Below are 15,660 nucleotides of genomic sequence, written 5' to 3' on the forward strand. Positions count from 1 at the left end.
CTCCTCCGTGAGCGCCCCAGCCAGGTGGGGGCCGTCCTCCCGATCCCACCGTCCGGCCTTCGCCGGCCACGGGACGCGCTCTCCACGACCTGCCCCGGCGCGGGCGGCTCCGTGGACGGCGGTGTGCATGTCGACGTGGACGGGGAGGCGGCCGCGGTCCTCCAGGAGGCCCCGGCCTCCTCGCCGATGCCGCGCCGGACGATGGCCGCCGCTGGGAGGAGCGATCCGGGGACGGCCCGCCACAACCGCGTCGGAGCGTGGGCGAGACCCCCGCCTCTTCGGACGAGGCCGGCGTGCCGGCCCCGGTGGCCGGGGCCCGCCCTCTGCCGCCCTGCGGAAGAGGGTCGACGAGGGGCCGCGGCCGGTGTGGGGGAGGCGGCCGTTCTGCGTGGCGAACGTCTCGCGGGCCCCGTGGCGGGGACGCTCGCGGCCACGCCCATCCGCGTTGGTTCGGCTCGCGGCCACGCCACTTCGCCGTCTCCCACGGGCGATCGCCCGACCGGGGAACAGGCGCGCGTCCGCCACCACCGGATCAGTCCTCCTTAACAGGGAGGTCGAAACCCGTCAATGGTTTCCCCAACTCCCCTTTACCCTTGTCACATGGGCGCAGGACTCTTCCCCGACGACTCCCCTCTCCTCCAGATCAACCGCGAGGCCGCCGTCCTGGGCGCGGCGGGATACGCGATCCTGCTCCAGGTGGCGCACCCGTCCGTCGGGCGGGGCGTACACGAGCACAGCGACTTCGCCGAACGCCCCCTGGACCGGCTCCGGGGAACGCTCACCTTCGTCTACGGCACGGTCTTCGGAACGGCCGACGAGGCCGAACGCGTCTCCCGGATCGTCCGCGCCCGGCACGTCCGGGTCAACGGCGACGGCTACCGGGCCCTCGACCCCGACCTCCAGGTGTGGGTGGCCGCCACCCTCTATGAGGGCTCGCTGCGGATGTACGAACTACTCGTGGGTCCCCTCTCCGCCGCGGAGAAGGAGGTCGCCTGCGCGCAGGCGTCGATCTTCGCGACGGCGCTGGGCTGTCCGGCCGAGCACTGGCCCAAGGACCTCGACGCCTTCACCGAGTACTGGCGGCACACGGTCGACACGGTCGAGGTCACCGACGCCGCGCGGCACATCACCCGTTCCCTGTTCAACCCGCCGAACCCGCTGCTCCGCGCCGCCGCGCGGGCACAGCGCTTCCTCGCCGCGGGCCTGCTGCCACCCCGGATCCGCGACGCCCTCGGCCTGGAGTGGGGGGCGACCCAGCAACGGCGGTTCGACCGGCTCGTCTATGTGACCCGTGTGGTCTACCCCCGGCTGCCACGCGCGCTCCGTCACCTCCCCAAGGACCTGTGCCTGTGGGACATGCGCCGTCAGATCGCGCGCAACCGTCTCTACGTCCGCCCCAGCGGTCGGCGTCGCCCGCCGGCCGTCACCGGGCGACGTCTCCGTTCCCCTCGCGCGTTGGGCGCCGCGTCCCGTCCTCGTCGCGGCCGCACCGCCCGGGTCCCACGCGACAGGGGCGTCACACGATAATCGTGGGGTAGGACCGAGCAGCGGACGCACTCACCCGATCGGGAGGTATTTCGTGGCCAAGGCGCCATCCCCGTACGACTTCCTACCTGAGGTTCCGTCGTTCACCGTGACCAGCACGGACGTCTCCGACGGAACGACCCTGCCCAAGGCCCAGGTCAGCGGGATCATGGGGGCCGGAGGCGAGGACGTCTCCCCCCATCTGACGTGGAGCGGTTTCCCCGAGGGCACCAAGAGCTTCGCCGTCACCTGCTTCGACCCCGACGCGCCGACGGGCAGCGGTTTTTGGCACTGGGCGGTCTGCGACATCCCCGTGGGGGTCACGGAGCTGCCCGCGGGCGCCGGCGGCGAGGACCGCGCCGGTCTGCCCGAGAGCGCGATCACGCTGCGCAACGACGCCGGGAGCAGGCGCTACATCGGTGCCGCGCCGCCGGCCGGCCACGGCCCGCACCGGTACTTCTTCGCGGTGCACGCGCTCGACGTCGAGTCGCTGGGCATCGACGAGACCGCCACGCCCGCCTATCTCGGCTTCAACCTCTTCTTCCACACCCTCGGCCGGGCGATCGTGACCCCGGTCTACGAACAGTCCTGAGGCCGTCGCGGGGAGGGTTCCCGTCCCGACGGGTCCCTCCCCCTGCCGTCCGGACACGGCGCCCTAAGCTGGTCCCGCCCCACCCTTGGACGAGGCAGGAGATCATATGGGCGTCCCGGCCGAAGACGGCTCCATCACCACGGTGCTGTTCGACTACGGCGAGGTCATTTCCGTTCCGCCCCCGCCCGAGGTCCGGTCCGCGTTGGAGCGCCTCAGTGGCGCCACGGCCGAGGACTTCTGGGCGGCCTACTGGGCCGAACGGCGGCCCTATGACGCCGGCCTGTCCTCCGCGGAGTACTGGGACCGGGTCGCCGCCCGGATCGGCGCCGACTGGGACGCGGCGCGCCGCCAGGAGCTGTGGGCGACCGACGTCGGTGGCTGGCTGTACGCCTTCCCGCCCAGTGTGGCGCTGATCCACCGGCTCGCCGACCGCGGGGTCCGGCTCGCGCTGTTGTCCAACGCCCCCTCCGACATCGCCGGTGCGCTGCGCGCCTCCCCCCTGCTGGAACGTTTCGACGCCCTGTTCTTCAGCTGCGATCTCGGCATGTGCAAGCCGGATCCGGAGGTCTACCATCGCGTCCTCGCCGACCTCGACGCCGATCCCGCGGAGGTCGCGTTCATCGACGACCGCGAGGAGAACGTGCTAGCGGCCAAGCGAATCGGCATCGACGCACACCACTTCGGCGGCATCACCGACCTGGAGTCCTTCCTCATCGATCGAATCGGAACCTTCTGAGCCGAGGGGCGCACGCGCGAGCGGGCCGACCGGTTGTCTTGGAAACCGGAACCGGCCAGCCCCTCGGAGTGCGCTGAGCAGGGGCTTACCCTCGGGGAAGGGAGATCATCGGCTCTGGCGGATCTGCTCTTCGGCGCGGATCCGAGCCGGTCACCGCTCACCGCCCGTACCGATCGGAAAGGTTCCCCGGTGTCCGTTGAAGAGCGCTCCGAACAGCCGACCATCGTCGTCACGACCGCGGGTTCGGCTCCCACGTCCGGAACCATCCTGCACCTGCGGCGCCAGGGCTATCGGGTCGTCGCCACCGATATCGATCCCTCGGCACCGGGTCTGTACCTGTCGGATCGGGGTTACCTCGTCCCACCGGGAGACACCGACGACTACCTTCCCGAGATCCGCGGCATCTGCCTCAAGGAGAACGCCGCCGCCCTCATCCCGCTCGTGGACGAGGAGCTGATCACCGTCACCGAGCTGGAGGACGAGGGCGTCGCGGTCCTCGCCCCACGACGGGACTTCATCTCCACCTGCCTGGACAAGCTGGTGCTGATGGAACGGCTGGAGGCCGCCGGCATCCCGATACCCGCGACGCGCACGGCCACCGAGTGGACCGACGACCTGGAGTTTCCCGTCGTGGTCAAACCCCGTTCGGGGCGCGGCAGCCGCGGTGTCGCCGTGTGCGGATCCGCCGCCGAGGTGCGCCGGCTCATCAACGACGGCCCCTACTCCGCGGGCGACCTCATCATCCAGGAGCGCATCACCGGACCGGAGTACACGGTCTCGGTGGTGGTGTGGCGCGACGGGCGCGTCCAGGCCGTGGTCTCCAAGGAGGTGATCCTCAAGCGCGGCGTCACCAAGTTCGCCGTCACCCGGCGCGACGAGCGCGTGTCCGAGGTCTGCCGCGAGGTACAGCGGGTCCTGCGGGCGGACGGCCCGTTCAACGTCCAGCTCGCGCTCGACTCCTCGGGCCTGCCGCGGATCTTCGAGATCAACCCGCGTTTCTCCTCGACCGCTCCGCTGACCATCGCCTCCGGGGTCGACGAGATCGGCGGGCTGTTGCGTCAGGCCCTGGGCGATGCCTCCGCCCTGTCGGACACCTGGCGTGAGGGGCTGGTGATGGTGCGGCGCTGGGCCGACGAGTTCGTGGACACGGCGACGTTCGGTTCGCACGGCTTCGAGCCCACGCGGATCTCCCCCGACTACATCGGCCCGATCATGCAGGCAGAGCGATGAGCGTCGGTCCGCTGGAGCAGCCGGCCCCGGTGCTCGTGGACGAACTGGCCCGCCTCATGCTGGAGGTGGGGGTCCTGCTGCGGGAGTGGCGCACCGATCCGCGCAACACCGACGGTTCCTGGGAGGGGCAGCAGTTCAAGGCGCGGGCCGACGCGCTGGCCCATGACGCCCTGGCCCGCCGGTTGCGCGCGCTCACCCCGGGTCTGCCCGTCCTCAGCGAGGAGGACCCGGATTCGCTGCTCGCCTCCCGTCCGGAGCGCTACTGGCTGATCGATCCGATCGATGGGACGGCGAGCTACGCGCACGGTTTTCCGGGGTATGTCACGCAGGCCGCCCTGCTGGCCGGGACCGATCCGGTCCTGGCCGCGGTCTACGCGCCCGAGGTGGACGTGATGTACACGGCGGTGCGCGGGTTGGGCGCCCACGCCAACGGGCGTCCCCTGCCGCCCTGCCGCTCGGCGCCTCCGGGGGTCGGCGTCCTGACCGACAACACCGCCGAACCACAGGGCATCGCACGCAGGGTGCGTGACCGCTTCGGGTACCGCGGTTACCTTGAGTGCGGCAGCATCTCGCTGAAGCTGTGCAAGATCGCCGAGGGGTCGGCGCACCTGTTCGTCAAGGACGTCCCCGTGCGCGATTGGGACGTGGCCGCCCCGGAACTGCTGTTGCGGGAGACCGGGGGCGCGCTGCTCCGGCTGGACGGCACTCCGTTCGGCTACCGTGACGGGTTCGAACACACCGGGTTGATCGCGGCGGCCGATCCCGTCACCGCGGACACCGTGGCGGACTGGTGTCAGCGGGCGACCGACGACTGAGGAACTCGCAGGTCAACCGTTGGAGGTTTTCACCCGCGTCGCCACGGCGTATCGTGAAATCTCCCCATCGGCTTCACGTGCCAGGGAGGGGGTGGGCGATGGAGGAGGAGCGTCTCCCGGAACGGCTCATGCGCGCTTCGGACGAGGATCGCGACCTCGTCGCCGCGCGTCTGGGAACCGCCTACACCGAGGGTCGGCTGGACCTGGCGGAGTACAACCGCCGCCTCGATCTCGCCATGCGCGCGGTGGTCATGGGAGATCTCAGCAAGCTGGTCGCCGACCTGCCCGAACCACGCCCCGCCGTCTCGAACCCGCCCGCGGCCGTGCCGGGTTCGAGCCGTCCGTCCTGCTCCTCGTCTCCCTGGAGGGATTGGGTCGACGAGTGGCGCTGGTGGTTGGGCGGGGCGATCATCATGACCGGCATCTGGGGCGTGACCAGCCTCATCGGCGGCGTGATGCTGCCGTTTTGGCCCCTGGTCCCCCTGGGGATCTGGGCCGCGATCCTGATCGCCGCGGCGGTGTGGCCCGATTAGCCCGTTCCTCCCTCCGCCGCCGTCCGGCCCTCACCCCGCGGCGTGCAGCCAGCGGACGGGGGCGCCGTCGCCCGCGTAGCGGAAGGGCTCCAGCTCGTCGTCCCAGGCCCGCCCGGTGAGACGGTCGAGCTCCTCGGCGAGGTCGACCTGCTGGACCGCCGCCCGCTCCATCGCGTTGCGCAACCGCGCTTCGGGAACGAGGACCTCGCCCGAGGCGCTGATCACCGCCGTGAAGACGCCGAGTGTGGGGGTGTAGCTGTAGCGCACCCCGTCACATCCGGGGGTGGCCTCCTCGGTGATCTCGAAACGCAGCCGTTGCCAGCCGTTGAGAGCCGAGGCGATGGCACCGGACGTTCCCGGGGCACCCTGCCAGTTGAGTTCGGCGCGGTAGGACCCGGGAGCCGCGGGCTGGGCCTCCCAGTCGAGTTTGACAGGCACGCCGACTACACCGGCGACCGCCCACTCGACGTGTGGGCACAGCGCCGCCGACGCGGAGTGGACGTACAAGACGCCACGTGCGGACACCGAACCTCCTATACGAACGAGTGCGCTTCCCCGACGCCCTCGTATCCGCGGAGGAGATGTCCGTGATAGGTAGTCTCCTCACTCTATTGTGCCCCATGGGCATCAGCAGCACCAGGGTCTCCGTCGGCCGAAAACAGCGGTAACCACGCGCCGGCCACGGTGAGCGGTTAGCGTGTTGCCCCGCGCGTTGCCGGATGTGCGATTTTACTGGGGGTGCGGGTGGGTGACCAGCCCGGTGGAGCGGCGTTCGTCGTGGAACTGGTGGAACGGGCCGCGAACGGGGACCGCGAGGCCTGGGAGAGGCTGCTGGAGCGCTACTCGGGCCGGTTGTGGGTGGTCATCAGGTCCTACCCCCTCTCCCACCACGACGCCCAGGACGTCGCGCAGACGGTCCTGTGCGCGCTCACCCAGCATCTCTCCCGGTTGCGCGACCCCTCGAGCATCGGCGCCTGGCTGGCCACGACGGCGCACAACGAGTGCCGTCTCCAGCTGAAGCGCCTACGGCGGACCGCACCCCATGATCCGGGCCTGTTCGACGAGCCCGACCACCGCAGCCCCGAGTCGCTGCACATCGCCGCCGAAGGGGCGCACGGTGTCCGGGCCGCCATCGCCCGGCTGGACCTGCCGGACCGGCTCGTGGCGCTGTTGGCCGTCACCGAACCCGACCTGCCCGCCGAGGAGGTGTCCCGGGTGACGGGCGTCCCCCTGGACCGGCTGCGCACCGTCCGACGGCGGACCCGCCGCCGGTTGCAACGTCTGCTCCGCGAGGACGGCTGACCCCGCGCCCCCGGCAGCGCGCGGCGGCGGACGCGGGCGCGGCCCCCGCCACCGGCGCACCAGAGTCCACAGGAAGGAAGACCAGGCATGTCCCTGGACGAGCCCATTGACGACCGGCGGTTCTTCGCGTCGCTGCGCGGCGACCCGCCGGTCGTGGATCCCATGCCCGCGGAGGTGCTCGCCGCCGCCCGCGCCGCTCACGCGATGCTGTGTCCGGGCGAACTGCTCGCCGACGTCCTCGACGACTCGGCGGACACCCCTCCTGAGGACCTGCGCGATGCCGTGGGCTTCGGCCTGGACCCCCGCTACCTGACCTTCGGGGTCGGCGACCTGCTCCTCCGGCTCGAGGTCACCTCCCAGGACAGCCGACGCGACCTGGTCGGGCAGTTCGACCCCCCGCGCGCCGTCTCCGTCGTCGTCCGCTGGCCACGCGGACGGCGGACCGAGGGCGTCGACGGGACCGGCGCGTTCGTCGTGCGCGGTGTTCCCGGGGGGCCGGTGAGCCTGCTGTGTCATCTCGGCTCGGGTCCGCCGGTGGCCACGCGCTGGATCGGCGTGTGAGCCACAGCGGAGGCGGCGACGCGGCCCCACGGGACGCCGCCTTTCCTCGTCGTTTCCTCCCCCGGCGGGACGGCGAGCTGTTATCACTGTGAGCGGCGCGTGACCGTCGGCGACGACGACCGTTGTGCCGCGTTCCCGCACGTCCGCCGGCGACGGAAAGGCGATGGCGTAGTGGTTCTCCGGATCGACGACGAGGTCACGCGGGTGGTGGCGTTGGTGGGCCGCGATCCCGCGCGCGCCCACCGGCACGCCACACGGCTGCTGGCCGAACAGGCCGATCCCCGGATCCACTCGATCGCCCTGCGCGCCCTGGGTCTGGCCCAGCACGAGATGGGGGATCCCGCCGCGGCCCAGCGGTCTCTCCTGCGGGCCGTCACGATCGCCCGCCGCTCGGGGGCGCGCGCCCTCGCCGCCCAGGCGCACGTCACCAGGCTGGGCCTGCTGGCCCGGCGGGGTGGCGGACGCGGTCTGGACCTCCGGCTGGACCGGGCCGCTCGCCCCGACCCCTCGGCGCGCGCGCTGGCCCTGCTCAACCGTGGGGTGGCCGCCTGCCAACAGGGCCTGTTCTCAGACGCGCTCGACAGCTTCGACGCCGCGGCGCGCCACATGCGTTCCTGGCCCGACGGACGGTTGCTGTCCGGGTTGCTGAGCAACCGGGGACTGGCGCTGATGCACGCCGGGAGGCTCTCCGCCGCGGCCGACGACCTGGAGCAGGCCCTGGCGCTCACCCGCGAACACGGGCTGGACTACCTGGGCGGTCTCGTCCTGCACAACCTCGGCTGTGTCGAGGTCGTCCGGGGGGACGTCGGCGCCGCGATGAACCGCTTCGCCGCCGCCTCTCCCCTGCTGCCCGGCAGCCGGCTCGGCGCGTTGGCGCTGGACCGCGCCAACGCGCTGGTGGCGGCCGGGCTGTTCCGCGACGCCGCGACGCTGATCCGCCGCGCGGCGGCGTCCTGCGAGACCGAACACCGCGACTCCGAGTTCGCCGTTCGCCGCCTCCTGGAGGCCAAGGTCCACCTGAACATGGGCGACCGGGACACGGCGGTGGAACGCGCCCGGCGGGTGCGCGAGGCGTTCCCACCCCATTCGTCGTGGGCCGGGATCGCCCGTCAGGTGGAGTGGGCCGCGCGCTTCGCCCCCTCCCGGCGTATCGGGACGCCGCACGCGCCCCGTCCGGGGCCGACCGGCCGCACCGGCCTGCGGAGCCAAACCCAGCCCGCCGACGCGGTGCGGACGGAGGCACCCGCGGTGTCCGGACCGCGCCCGGACACCCATGGGGACGGTCCCGTCCTCTCAGAGGCGCCGCCTCCGGAATGGCCCCGCGACCTGCCGGCCACGGCGGACGCCGGCCGGGCGCTCGCGCTGCGGATCGCCACCACGCCGCTGGGCGGGGATCCGGCTCCCGGTCCCTTTCACGCCGCGGCGCTGCGTGCGCTGGCCGAGGACCGGCGCGAGGTGGCACGCCAGGTGCTGGAGAGGGGCCTGTCGCGGGAGGCCGGGCCTCCCCTCGGATGCGGCCATGTCGAGCTGGTGGCCCACGCCCGGCCGGCCGGGCACGAGCTGGCCGGGCTCGGGGCGCGGATCTCGCTGGAGGACGGCGACGCCGCCACCGCGCTGGAGTTCCTGGAGTGGCGGCCGGCCTCCTCCCCCGACTCCCGTTGCCACGACACCGGCTGGGCCGCCCTGCTGGACCGCTACCGTTCGGCCCACGACCAGGCCACGGCCGGGGACGTCTCGGCCCGCCGGGAACTGGGTCGGCTCTCCCTGAGGCTGGGCCTGGCCCGGTGGCACGCCGCCTGCGCCGCCCGCCCGCTCGCCTCCCCCTGGGCGTCCGGCACCCTGGTGGCCCGGCTCGCCGGCGAGCTGGGTTCGCGGGCCTTCGTCCGCTACGCGGAGGACGGGAGGGGACCCGTGGCGATCACCCTCGTGGCGGGTCGGGTACGCGCCCACCGGCTGCCGGACTCGCCCGACCGCGCCGACGCCGTGGCCAAACTGCTGCACGCCGCGCGGCTGGGCGTCGTGACCCCCTCCACGGCCGCGGACGCGCTCACCGAGGCGCGGGCGGCCCTGGTGCAACGGTTATTGGTCGACCCCATCGGCGACGCGATCGGCGGCCGGCCCCTGGTGGTGGTCCCCCCTCCCGAGGCCCACGCCCTGCCCTGGGGGGTGCTGCCGGGTCTGCGCGGACTCCCGGTGAGCGTCGTCCCCTCCGCCCGGACCTGGCTCGCCTGCCGATCGCGGCCGGCCCCGTCCCCGCCGGGACGCCCCCTCATCGTGGCGGGACCGGGGCTGGCCGGCGCCGAGGACGAGATTCGCGCGCTCTCCCGGCTCCTGCCCGGGGCGACCGTGCTCTCCGGCGCGGCCGCGACCGCCGACGCCGTGCTGCGCGGGCTGGGAGCCGCCGACATCGCCCACCTCGGCGCGCACGGGATGGTTCCGATGGACGCGCCCATGCGTTCGGGGCTCCTCCTGAACGGCGGCCCGTTGTTCGCCTACGACATGGAGCGGCCGGCGCGCCTCCCCTGGTTGACGGTCCTGTCCTCCTGCGGGTTGGGCCAGTCGGTCTCCTCCCCCACCGGGGTCCCCCTCGGGTTGGTGAGCACCGTGCTGGCGCGCGGCGGACGGACGGTCATCGCAAGCATGCTGCCGGTGCGCGACAGGGGAGCCGGACGGTCCATGGCCGCCCTGTACGCCGCGCTTCTCGCCGGAACGCCACCGGCCCAGGCGGTCGCCGACCACCTCTCCGAGGCGGGATTCGTCTGTTTTGGCGCCGGATGACCTGCGACGAGCTGGATTGCGCCCCCTCCCGGCGTCGGAGTGGATAGCGTACGGGCATGGGTCACAGCAAAGACGACACCCCCGGCCCTGTCCCCCACCAGGGCGGCGGGGACGGGGCTCGGCGGCTGTTCTCCACCGCCGAAGCGCACGCGCTCCTACCGTGGGTCCGCGAGCTGACCGACGAGTTGGTGGCCGTCCGCGCGGACCTCGTCCAGCTCGCCGCCGACCTGAACACCGGCGGCATGTCCCCACTGGGCGGGATGGCCGAGTTGAAGGCGCTGGAGGCGCGCCTCGCCGAGATCCCCGCGGAGCTCGGCGAGGCGGGGATCGAGGTCAAGGGGGTGGCGCCCCTGCTCCTCGACTTCCCCGTCCTCCTCAGCGGGACCCCCGTACGGCTGTGCTGGCTCGAGGGCGAGACCGAGATCGCCTGGTACCACCGGATCGACCTCGGTTTCGCCGGCCGTCGTCCGCTTCCGCCGACCGAGCGCGCCTATCCCCCGCCGAGTTGATCACCGGCCCGTCCCGCGCATGACCGCACGAGGCGGTGGTAGGGGATCCCCATGACCGAGAAGCAACCGGATCAGCGCACGGAACCGATCAACAACACCGCCGCGGACTGGGAGAACGACGCCCTGCCCGCCCAGGAGGACAGCACCGAGGACCTGATCCTGCCGAACGAGCGCCCCCAGGCGATGGACGAGTTCGGGACGACCGGCACCGAGAAGGAGGCCGGCGAACCTCTCGACGTCGCGCTGTCGCGTGAGGAGCCCGACTTCGGCGAGACGCGCCCGGACCCCGAGGGGGACATCGACGCCGACCCCGCGGCCGAGCGCCTGGTCGCCGAGGACGAGGGGGTCCGCGAGGACGACGAGGACGAACTGGTGGCCGGGGACGCGGGATTCGACCGGGGGGCCTACAGCGCCGAGGAACAGGCGGTGCGGGAACGCGAGGACCCCGACCTCCCCTGAAAAAACCGCTTGTCCTCCTCGGGATGATGGAGGCCATGCGAGCCACGCCCTCCCGAGTCCCCGCCGCCCGCGAGGTCCGCGCCGACCACGACGACACCACGCTCGTCGTCTACCAGGCCTATCCCGCCCCGATCGCGGACGCGGCCCTGGCCGCGGGGACCTTCGTCCCGCCGTTCAAACACGAGCGGATGACCTGGATCAAGCCCTCCTTCCTGTGGATGATGTACCGCTGCGGTTACGCCGCCAAGCCCGGCCAGGAACGGGTCCTGGCCGTGCGGATCCGGCGCGAGGGCTTCGAATGGGCGCTGCGCCACTCCTGCCCGAGTCACTTCGACCGCGCCCTGCACGACACCCACGAGGAGTGGCGCGCGGCGCTGGGGCGTTCCCCGGTGCGCGTCCAGTGGGACCCCGAACGCGACGTGCGCGGCGCCCCGCTGGCGCACCGCTCGATCCAGGTGGGCCTGTCGGGTGAGGCCGTCCGGCGCTACACCGGGGAGTGGATCACCGGCATCGCCGACGTCACCGCGCGGGCCCTGCGGATGCGGGAGCTCCTGGACGCCGGCCGAAGTGAGCAGGCCCTCGCGCTCCTGCCCGACGAGCGTGTGCTGCCCCTGTCCCCCGAGGCCGCGGCGGCGGTTCGCGCCTCGGCCGCCGACGCCTAGCGCGGAGCCCCGGGACGGCTCCCCACCCTCCCGGGGCGGGGGTCACCACCCCCGTTCGCGCCATTCGTCCAGGTGGGGGCGCTCGGCGCCCAGCGTGGTGTCGCGGCCGTGGCCGGGGTAGACCCAGGTGTCGTCGTCGAAGCGGGCGAAGATCCGCTCCTCGACGTCGGCGAGCAGGGACCGGAAGTCCGCGTCGCTCCAGGTCTTGCCCACTCCCCCGGGGAAGAGGCTGTCGCCGGTGAACAGGTGGGTTCCCCCGTGGGGGTCCTCGTAGCACAGCGCGATCGAGCCGGGGGTGTGACCGCGCAGGTGGATGACCTCCAGCTCGCACTCCCCGACCTTGACGCGGGCGCCGTGTTCGACCGGCTCGTCGACCGAGACCGGCAGCTCCCCGCCGTCGAGGGGGTGGGCGACCGTGCGCGCGCCGGTCGCCCCGGCCACCTCGGCCAGCGCCCGCCAGTGGTCCTGGTGGCGGTGGGTGGTGATGATCCGGTCGAGTCCCGCCCCATCGACGAGGTCGAGGAGGCGATCGGCCTCGTCGGCGGCGTCGATGAGGACCGCCTCAGAGCTGCGTCGGCAACGCAGCAGGTAGGCGTTGTTGTCCATCGGGCCCACCGCGAGCTTGCTGATGGTCAGCTCGGACAGTTCGCGTACGTCGGCGGGTCCGCCGACCCGCGTGTCTCCGGAGTAGTTCACGTCCCCCATTGTGGTGGGCGTCTCGTGGGCACGCCATGGACAGGCCGGATCCGCCCGGCGCGTGGTCGGCGGAGGAGGGTCAGGGAACCCAGCGCGGCGGACGCTTCTCGAAGAAGGCCGCCCGCCCCTCCGCCGCGTCCTCGCTGGCGAAGAACTCCCGGGAGACCCGCCCCATCTCGTCGAAGCGGCGGCGCCGTTCCTCCCGCTCCGAGGCGCCGAGGAGCTCCTTGGTGCGGGCCAGCGCGCGGGGCGCCCCCCGGCGCAGTCCGTCGAGGACCGCCTCGGTCTCGGCGTCCACCCGGTCGGCGGGCACCGCCGCGGTGATCAGACCGGCGGCCGCGGCCGTCGCGGCGTCGAAGGTCTCGCCGGTGAGGAAGTAGCGGTTGAGTTGCCGGTCGTGCATGCGGAGCGCGACCGGGACGGAGATGATCGCCGGGACGACGCCGATGCGCACCTCGGTGAAGGCGAAGGTGGCGTCCTGCGGGGCGATCGCGATGTCGGCGGCCGCGACCAGCCCGATACCGCCGGCCCGCGCCGGGCCGTTGAGCTTGGCGACCACGGGCTTGGGCGCGTCCATGATCGCCGAGAAGAGTTCGGGCATGCCCGGCGCGTCGGCGGCGGGGGCCTGTCCGGCGAGTTCCGCGGCGACCTCCTTGAGGTCGGCCCCGGCGCAGAAGGCGGGGCCGGTGGCGGTGAGGACGACGGCGCGCACCTCCGGATCGGCCATCGCCGCGGCCAGACCCGCCGCGAGCTCGGTGCGCAACCGCGCCGACAGGGCGTTACGGTTGCGCGGGGAGTCGAGGGTGAGCGTCATGACGCCCCGGTCGAGGGTGCCGCGCACCAGTTGCTCGGTGGCCTGCGACATCAAGGGACCCCTTTCCGGTCGGATTCCGGGATGCTGACCCGATCCTGCCCGTTCCGCCCCGCCCGGGTACACCCGGGGCCTCGTGTCGGTTCGGGCTCAGCCCTCGCCCCTTCGCCTGCGCAGCGCCTCCAGCGCGCCGTCGGCGTGCGCCCGCATGCGGATCTCGCCGCTGATGACGGCGAGGATCCGGCGGTCGGTGTCGATCACGAACGTGCGCCGGCGTGTCGGCGCCACGACCGCCATCGGCCCTCCCCGGCGCACCCCCAGCGCGGCGGCCACCTCGCCGTCGGCGTCGGAGAGCAGCGGATAGTCGAACCCGTTGGCCTGGGCGAACCGGAGCTGCCGGTCGACCGGATCCGCGCTGATACCGACCCGCTGGGCGCCCAGCGCGGCGAACTCCGCGCCGAGGTCGCGGAAGTGGCAGCTCTCGGCCGTGCACCCGGGGGTCATCGCGGCCGGATAGAAGAACAGCACCACCGGCCCATCGGCCAGCAGGGCGCTGAGCCGGCGGGGCCTGCCCTCCTGGTCGGGCAGCTCGAAGTCGGGTACCTCGTCGCCTACATGCACGCCTTGTCCTCCTCGGGCCGTCGAATGTGGTCGGTGCTCACCCCTCGGGCGAAAAGCGGAGCAGGGGGACGCGCAGTTCGGCCGGGGTGAGCGAACCGTGGTGTCCGGCGAGCGCCGACTCGATCCGCTCCGCCTCCGGCGCGACCAGCGCGGTGTCGCCGTGCGCGAGGGCCAGCACGTCGCCGATGCGGGGCAGGAACTCCTCGCCGACCGGTCCGAACCAGCCTTCGGCGATCGCCTCCTCACGGCTGACCACCACCGCCCGTCCCTCCAGGCGCTCCCGCCAGGCGGCGAGGACGTCCGGGGTGGCGCCGGGGCGCGTGTAGACCTGACGGGCCCGGGCCTCGCCCGCCAGCACGCGCACCCCGGCGTTCAGCTCCGGATCGCTCTCCACGTCGACGCGGGCGTCCGCGCCGATGTCGACCATGCCGTGGTCGGCGGTGATGTACAGGGCGGCGTCGGGCGGCAGCACCGCGGCGAGCCGTTCGGCGAACCGGTCGACCAGCGCGAGGTGGTGGCGCCAGTGCGAGGAGTCGACCCCGTAGTGGTGGCCGTTGGAGTCCAGCGCGCTGTGGTAGACGAACACGAAACAGCGTTGGGCCGCGTGCAGCTGCGCCTCGGCCTGCGCCAGGAGCGCGGTGATCCCGTCGGCCGCGACGTAGCGGCTGCCCCGTGCCGAGGCGCGGCTGAAGCCGCTCCCTTCGAACATCCCCGCCGCCACATAAGAGGCGTGCACCCCTGCGGCCTCGGCCCTTTGGTAGACGGTCCGCCGGGGCTGCCACTCCTCCGGCTCGATCCCGGGGTCCCAGCTCAGCGAGTTCATGACGCGGTCGTGGCCGGGCACGGCGACCTGGTAGCCCAGGATGCCGTGGTGGCCGGGCGCGGCGCCGGTGCCGAAGGAGGTGAGACTGGTCGCCGTGGTGGTGGGGAAACCCGCCGTCAACGGCCCGCCGCCCTCCAGCAGCGACGCCAGGAAGGGGGCGTGCTCCCGGTTGGCGCGCAGTGCCTCCCAGCCCATGCCGTCGACGAGGAGCACGCACGCGCGCCGGGACGGGACGAGGCCGAGCACGTTGGGTTCCCCCGGGACGCCGAGGGAGGCCAGCACGGAGGGGGCGAGGTCGGCCAGGGACGCCGCACCGTAGCGGGGTGTGTCGAAGACGGCGGGGGCGGGGGACACGGGGTTCTCCTGGGTCGTTGCGAGAGGGCGGGACGTCAGCCGGTGGTGGCCTCGGTCAGCGCGCGGGCGAACCCGAGCAGGTTGGCGACGGCGTCGGCTCCGTCAGCGGCCTGGCTGACGCGCAGGGTCAGCGGCTCGGCGGTGATCGCGCCGGTGTAACCGTGGTCGAGGTCGCACGACTCGTCGGCGCACGCGGCGGGTTCGAGATCGATGTGGGCGATGGCCCCCCAGTTGACCGCGAGGTTGATGCTCAAGACGACCTCGCTGGGCGGGGTGCCCGGCACGTAGGCGGCGGGGTCGGGCACGACGCGGGTGAGCGCGACGGACTGGATGTTGCCGAGCTTGATGGCGTCGGTGGTCGTGGAGGCGTGCGGGCGCTCACCCGGGCCCGCGGGCGGGTGCTCGTCGGTGTGGCAGACGACCAGGCGGGTGGGCGTGAGCAGCAGGACGGTGATGTGCCGCCGCACTTCCATTCCGGGGTCGAACGTGGCCTCGTGGTGGACCACGAAGGCTTCGGCGGTCTCAGTGCCGAGGGTGGTGGCCACGGCGTCGGCCACGAGCCCGGGGTAGTACCCACTGCGCTCGATCTCCGAGCGCCAGTCAGTGGACACAGCACGCGTTTTCCTCATGCCCCCATCCTGCCCTCTCCTGATG

General features: G+C 73.0%; 18 protein-coding genes. 12 read left to right on the top strand and 6 right to left on the bottom strand.

All coding sequences use genetic code 11. The features are described from left to right. Nucleotides 1-600 precede the first annotated feature (600 nt). The 6 genes from ACYVHU_RS18895 (at nucleotide 601) to ACYVHU_RS18920 (ending at nucleotide 5,430) form a co-directional block, all read left to right on the top strand. Nucleotides 601-1,527: an oxygenase MpaB family protein gene (locus ACYVHU_RS18895; protein ID WP_078762938.1), complete on the top strand. Its 927-nt coding sequence runs from the start codon at nucleotides 601-603 to the stop codon at nucleotides 1,525-1,527. Nucleotides 1,528-1,579: 52 nt separating this feature from the next. After that, nucleotides 1,580-2,116, top strand: a complete 537-nt coding sequence (locus ACYVHU_RS18900; protein ID WP_078762939.1) for a YbhB/YbcL family Raf kinase inhibitor-like protein — start codon at nucleotides 1,580-1,582, stop codon at nucleotides 2,114-2,116. Between the two features lie 106 nt (nucleotides 2,117-2,222). Beyond that, nucleotides 2,223-2,852 carry an HAD family hydrolase gene (locus tag ACYVHU_RS18905; protein ID WP_078762940.1) on the top strand — a complete coding sequence of 210 codons (630 nt, stop codon included), beginning with the start codon at nucleotides 2,223-2,225 and terminating at the stop codon, nucleotides 2,850-2,852. A gap of 189 nt (nucleotides 2,853-3,041) precedes the next feature. After that, nucleotides 3,042-4,082, top strand: a complete 1,041-nt coding sequence (locus ACYVHU_RS18910; protein ID WP_432939470.1) for an ATP-grasp domain-containing protein — start codon at nucleotides 3,042-3,044, stop codon at nucleotides 4,080-4,082. Next, complete coding sequence (locus ACYVHU_RS18915) at nucleotides 4,079-4,897, top strand: FIG domain-containing protein (RefSeq protein ID WP_498949149.1); 819 nt, start codon at nucleotides 4,079-4,081, stop codon at nucleotides 4,895-4,897. The genes ACYVHU_RS18910 and ACYVHU_RS18915 overlap by 4 nt, the downstream gene beginning before the upstream one ends. A gap of 98 nt (nucleotides 4,898-4,995) precedes the next feature. After that, on the top strand, nucleotides 4,996-5,430 hold the full coding sequence (locus ACYVHU_RS18920; RefSeq protein ID WP_235001080.1) for a DUF1707 SHOCT-like domain-containing protein: 435 nt from the start codon (nucleotides 4,996-4,998) through the stop codon (nucleotides 5,428-5,430). A 30-nt stretch (nucleotides 5,431-5,460) separates the two neighbouring features. Here ACYVHU_RS18920 and ACYVHU_RS18925 read toward each other — a convergent pair whose 3' ends face one another. After that, nucleotides 5,461-5,955 carry a DUF3145 domain-containing protein gene (locus ACYVHU_RS18925; protein ID WP_498949150.1) on the bottom strand — a complete coding sequence of 165 codons (495 nt, stop codon included), beginning with the start codon at nucleotides 5,953-5,955 and terminating at the stop codon, nucleotides 5,461-5,463. Nucleotides 5,956-6,174: 219 nt separating this feature from the next. Here ACYVHU_RS18925 and ACYVHU_RS18930 point away from each other — a divergent pair, with 219 nt between their 5' ends. The 6 genes from ACYVHU_RS18930 to ACYVHU_RS18955 all read left to right on the top strand — a co-directional run bounded on the left by ACYVHU_RS18930 (nucleotide 6,175) and on the right by ACYVHU_RS18955 (nucleotide 11,701). Then, entirely contained in the window at nucleotides 6,175-6,732 is a 558-nt protein-coding gene (locus ACYVHU_RS18930; protein WP_235001081.1) for an RNA polymerase sigma factor, read from the top strand. A gap of 87 nt (nucleotides 6,733-6,819) precedes the next feature. Beyond that, nucleotides 6,820-7,293, top strand: coding sequence for a hypothetical protein (locus tag ACYVHU_RS18935; RefSeq protein ID WP_078762943.1), 474 nt, complete (start codon nucleotides 6,820-6,822; stop codon nucleotides 7,291-7,293). Between the two features lie 171 nt (nucleotides 7,294-7,464). Next, the gene (locus tag ACYVHU_RS18940) at nucleotides 7,465-10,071 is read left to right on the top strand and encodes a CHAT domain-containing protein (protein ID WP_498949151.1); all 2,607 of its coding nucleotides are present in this window, start codon (nucleotides 7,465-7,467) and stop codon (nucleotides 10,069-10,071) included. A 56-nt stretch (nucleotides 10,072-10,127) separates the two neighbouring features. After that, nucleotides 10,128-10,580: a DUF2203 domain-containing protein gene (locus ACYVHU_RS18945; protein ID WP_078762945.1), complete on the top strand. Its 453-nt coding sequence runs from the start codon at nucleotides 10,128-10,130 to the stop codon at nucleotides 10,578-10,580. A gap of 51 nt (nucleotides 10,581-10,631) precedes the next feature. Beyond that, nucleotides 10,632-11,039: a DUF5709 domain-containing protein gene (locus ACYVHU_RS18950; RefSeq protein ID WP_078762946.1), complete on the top strand. Its 408-nt coding sequence runs from the start codon at nucleotides 10,632-10,634 to the stop codon at nucleotides 11,037-11,039. Between the two features lie 35 nt (nucleotides 11,040-11,074). Next, nucleotides 11,075-11,701, top strand: coding sequence for a DUF4291 domain-containing protein (locus ACYVHU_RS18955; protein ID WP_078763059.1), 627 nt, complete (start codon nucleotides 11,075-11,077; stop codon nucleotides 11,699-11,701). A 42-nt stretch (nucleotides 11,702-11,743) separates the two neighbouring features. Here the strand turns inward: ACYVHU_RS18955 and ACYVHU_RS18960 are convergent, their stop codons facing one another. From ACYVHU_RS18960 to ACYVHU_RS18980, 5 genes are all read right to left on the bottom strand, one after another. Beyond that, nucleotides 11,744-12,397, bottom strand: a complete 654-nt coding sequence (locus ACYVHU_RS18960) for an MBL fold metallo-hydrolase (protein ID WP_078763060.1) — start codon at nucleotides 12,395-12,397, stop codon at nucleotides 11,744-11,746. A 79-nt stretch (nucleotides 12,398-12,476) separates the two neighbouring features. Next, entirely contained in the window at nucleotides 12,477-13,262 is a 786-nt protein-coding gene (locus ACYVHU_RS18965; protein WP_498949152.1) for a Clp protease/crotonase-like domain-containing protein, read from the bottom strand. 96 nt (nucleotides 13,263-13,358) lie between these two features. Beyond that, nucleotides 13,359-13,829 (bottom strand): peroxiredoxin, encoded by a 471-nt coding sequence (locus ACYVHU_RS18970; protein WP_078762948.1) that lies wholly within the window; start codon nucleotides 13,827-13,829, stop codon nucleotides 13,359-13,361. A 37-nt stretch (nucleotides 13,830-13,866) separates the two neighbouring features. Beyond that, a complete protein-coding gene (locus ACYVHU_RS18975) occupies nucleotides 13,867-15,006 on the bottom strand; it encodes an alkaline phosphatase family protein (RefSeq protein ID WP_235001082.1) in 1,140 nt (379 codons plus the stop codon). A gap of 35 nt (nucleotides 15,007-15,041) precedes the next feature. Continuing rightward, nucleotides 15,042-15,617 carry a DUF5998 family protein gene (locus ACYVHU_RS18980; RefSeq protein ID WP_235001083.1) on the bottom strand — a complete coding sequence of 192 codons (576 nt, stop codon included), beginning with the start codon at nucleotides 15,615-15,617 and terminating at the stop codon, nucleotides 15,042-15,044. Nucleotides 15,618-15,660: the final 43 nt, after the last annotated feature.

The organism is Marinactinospora endophytica, assembly GCF_054780875.1.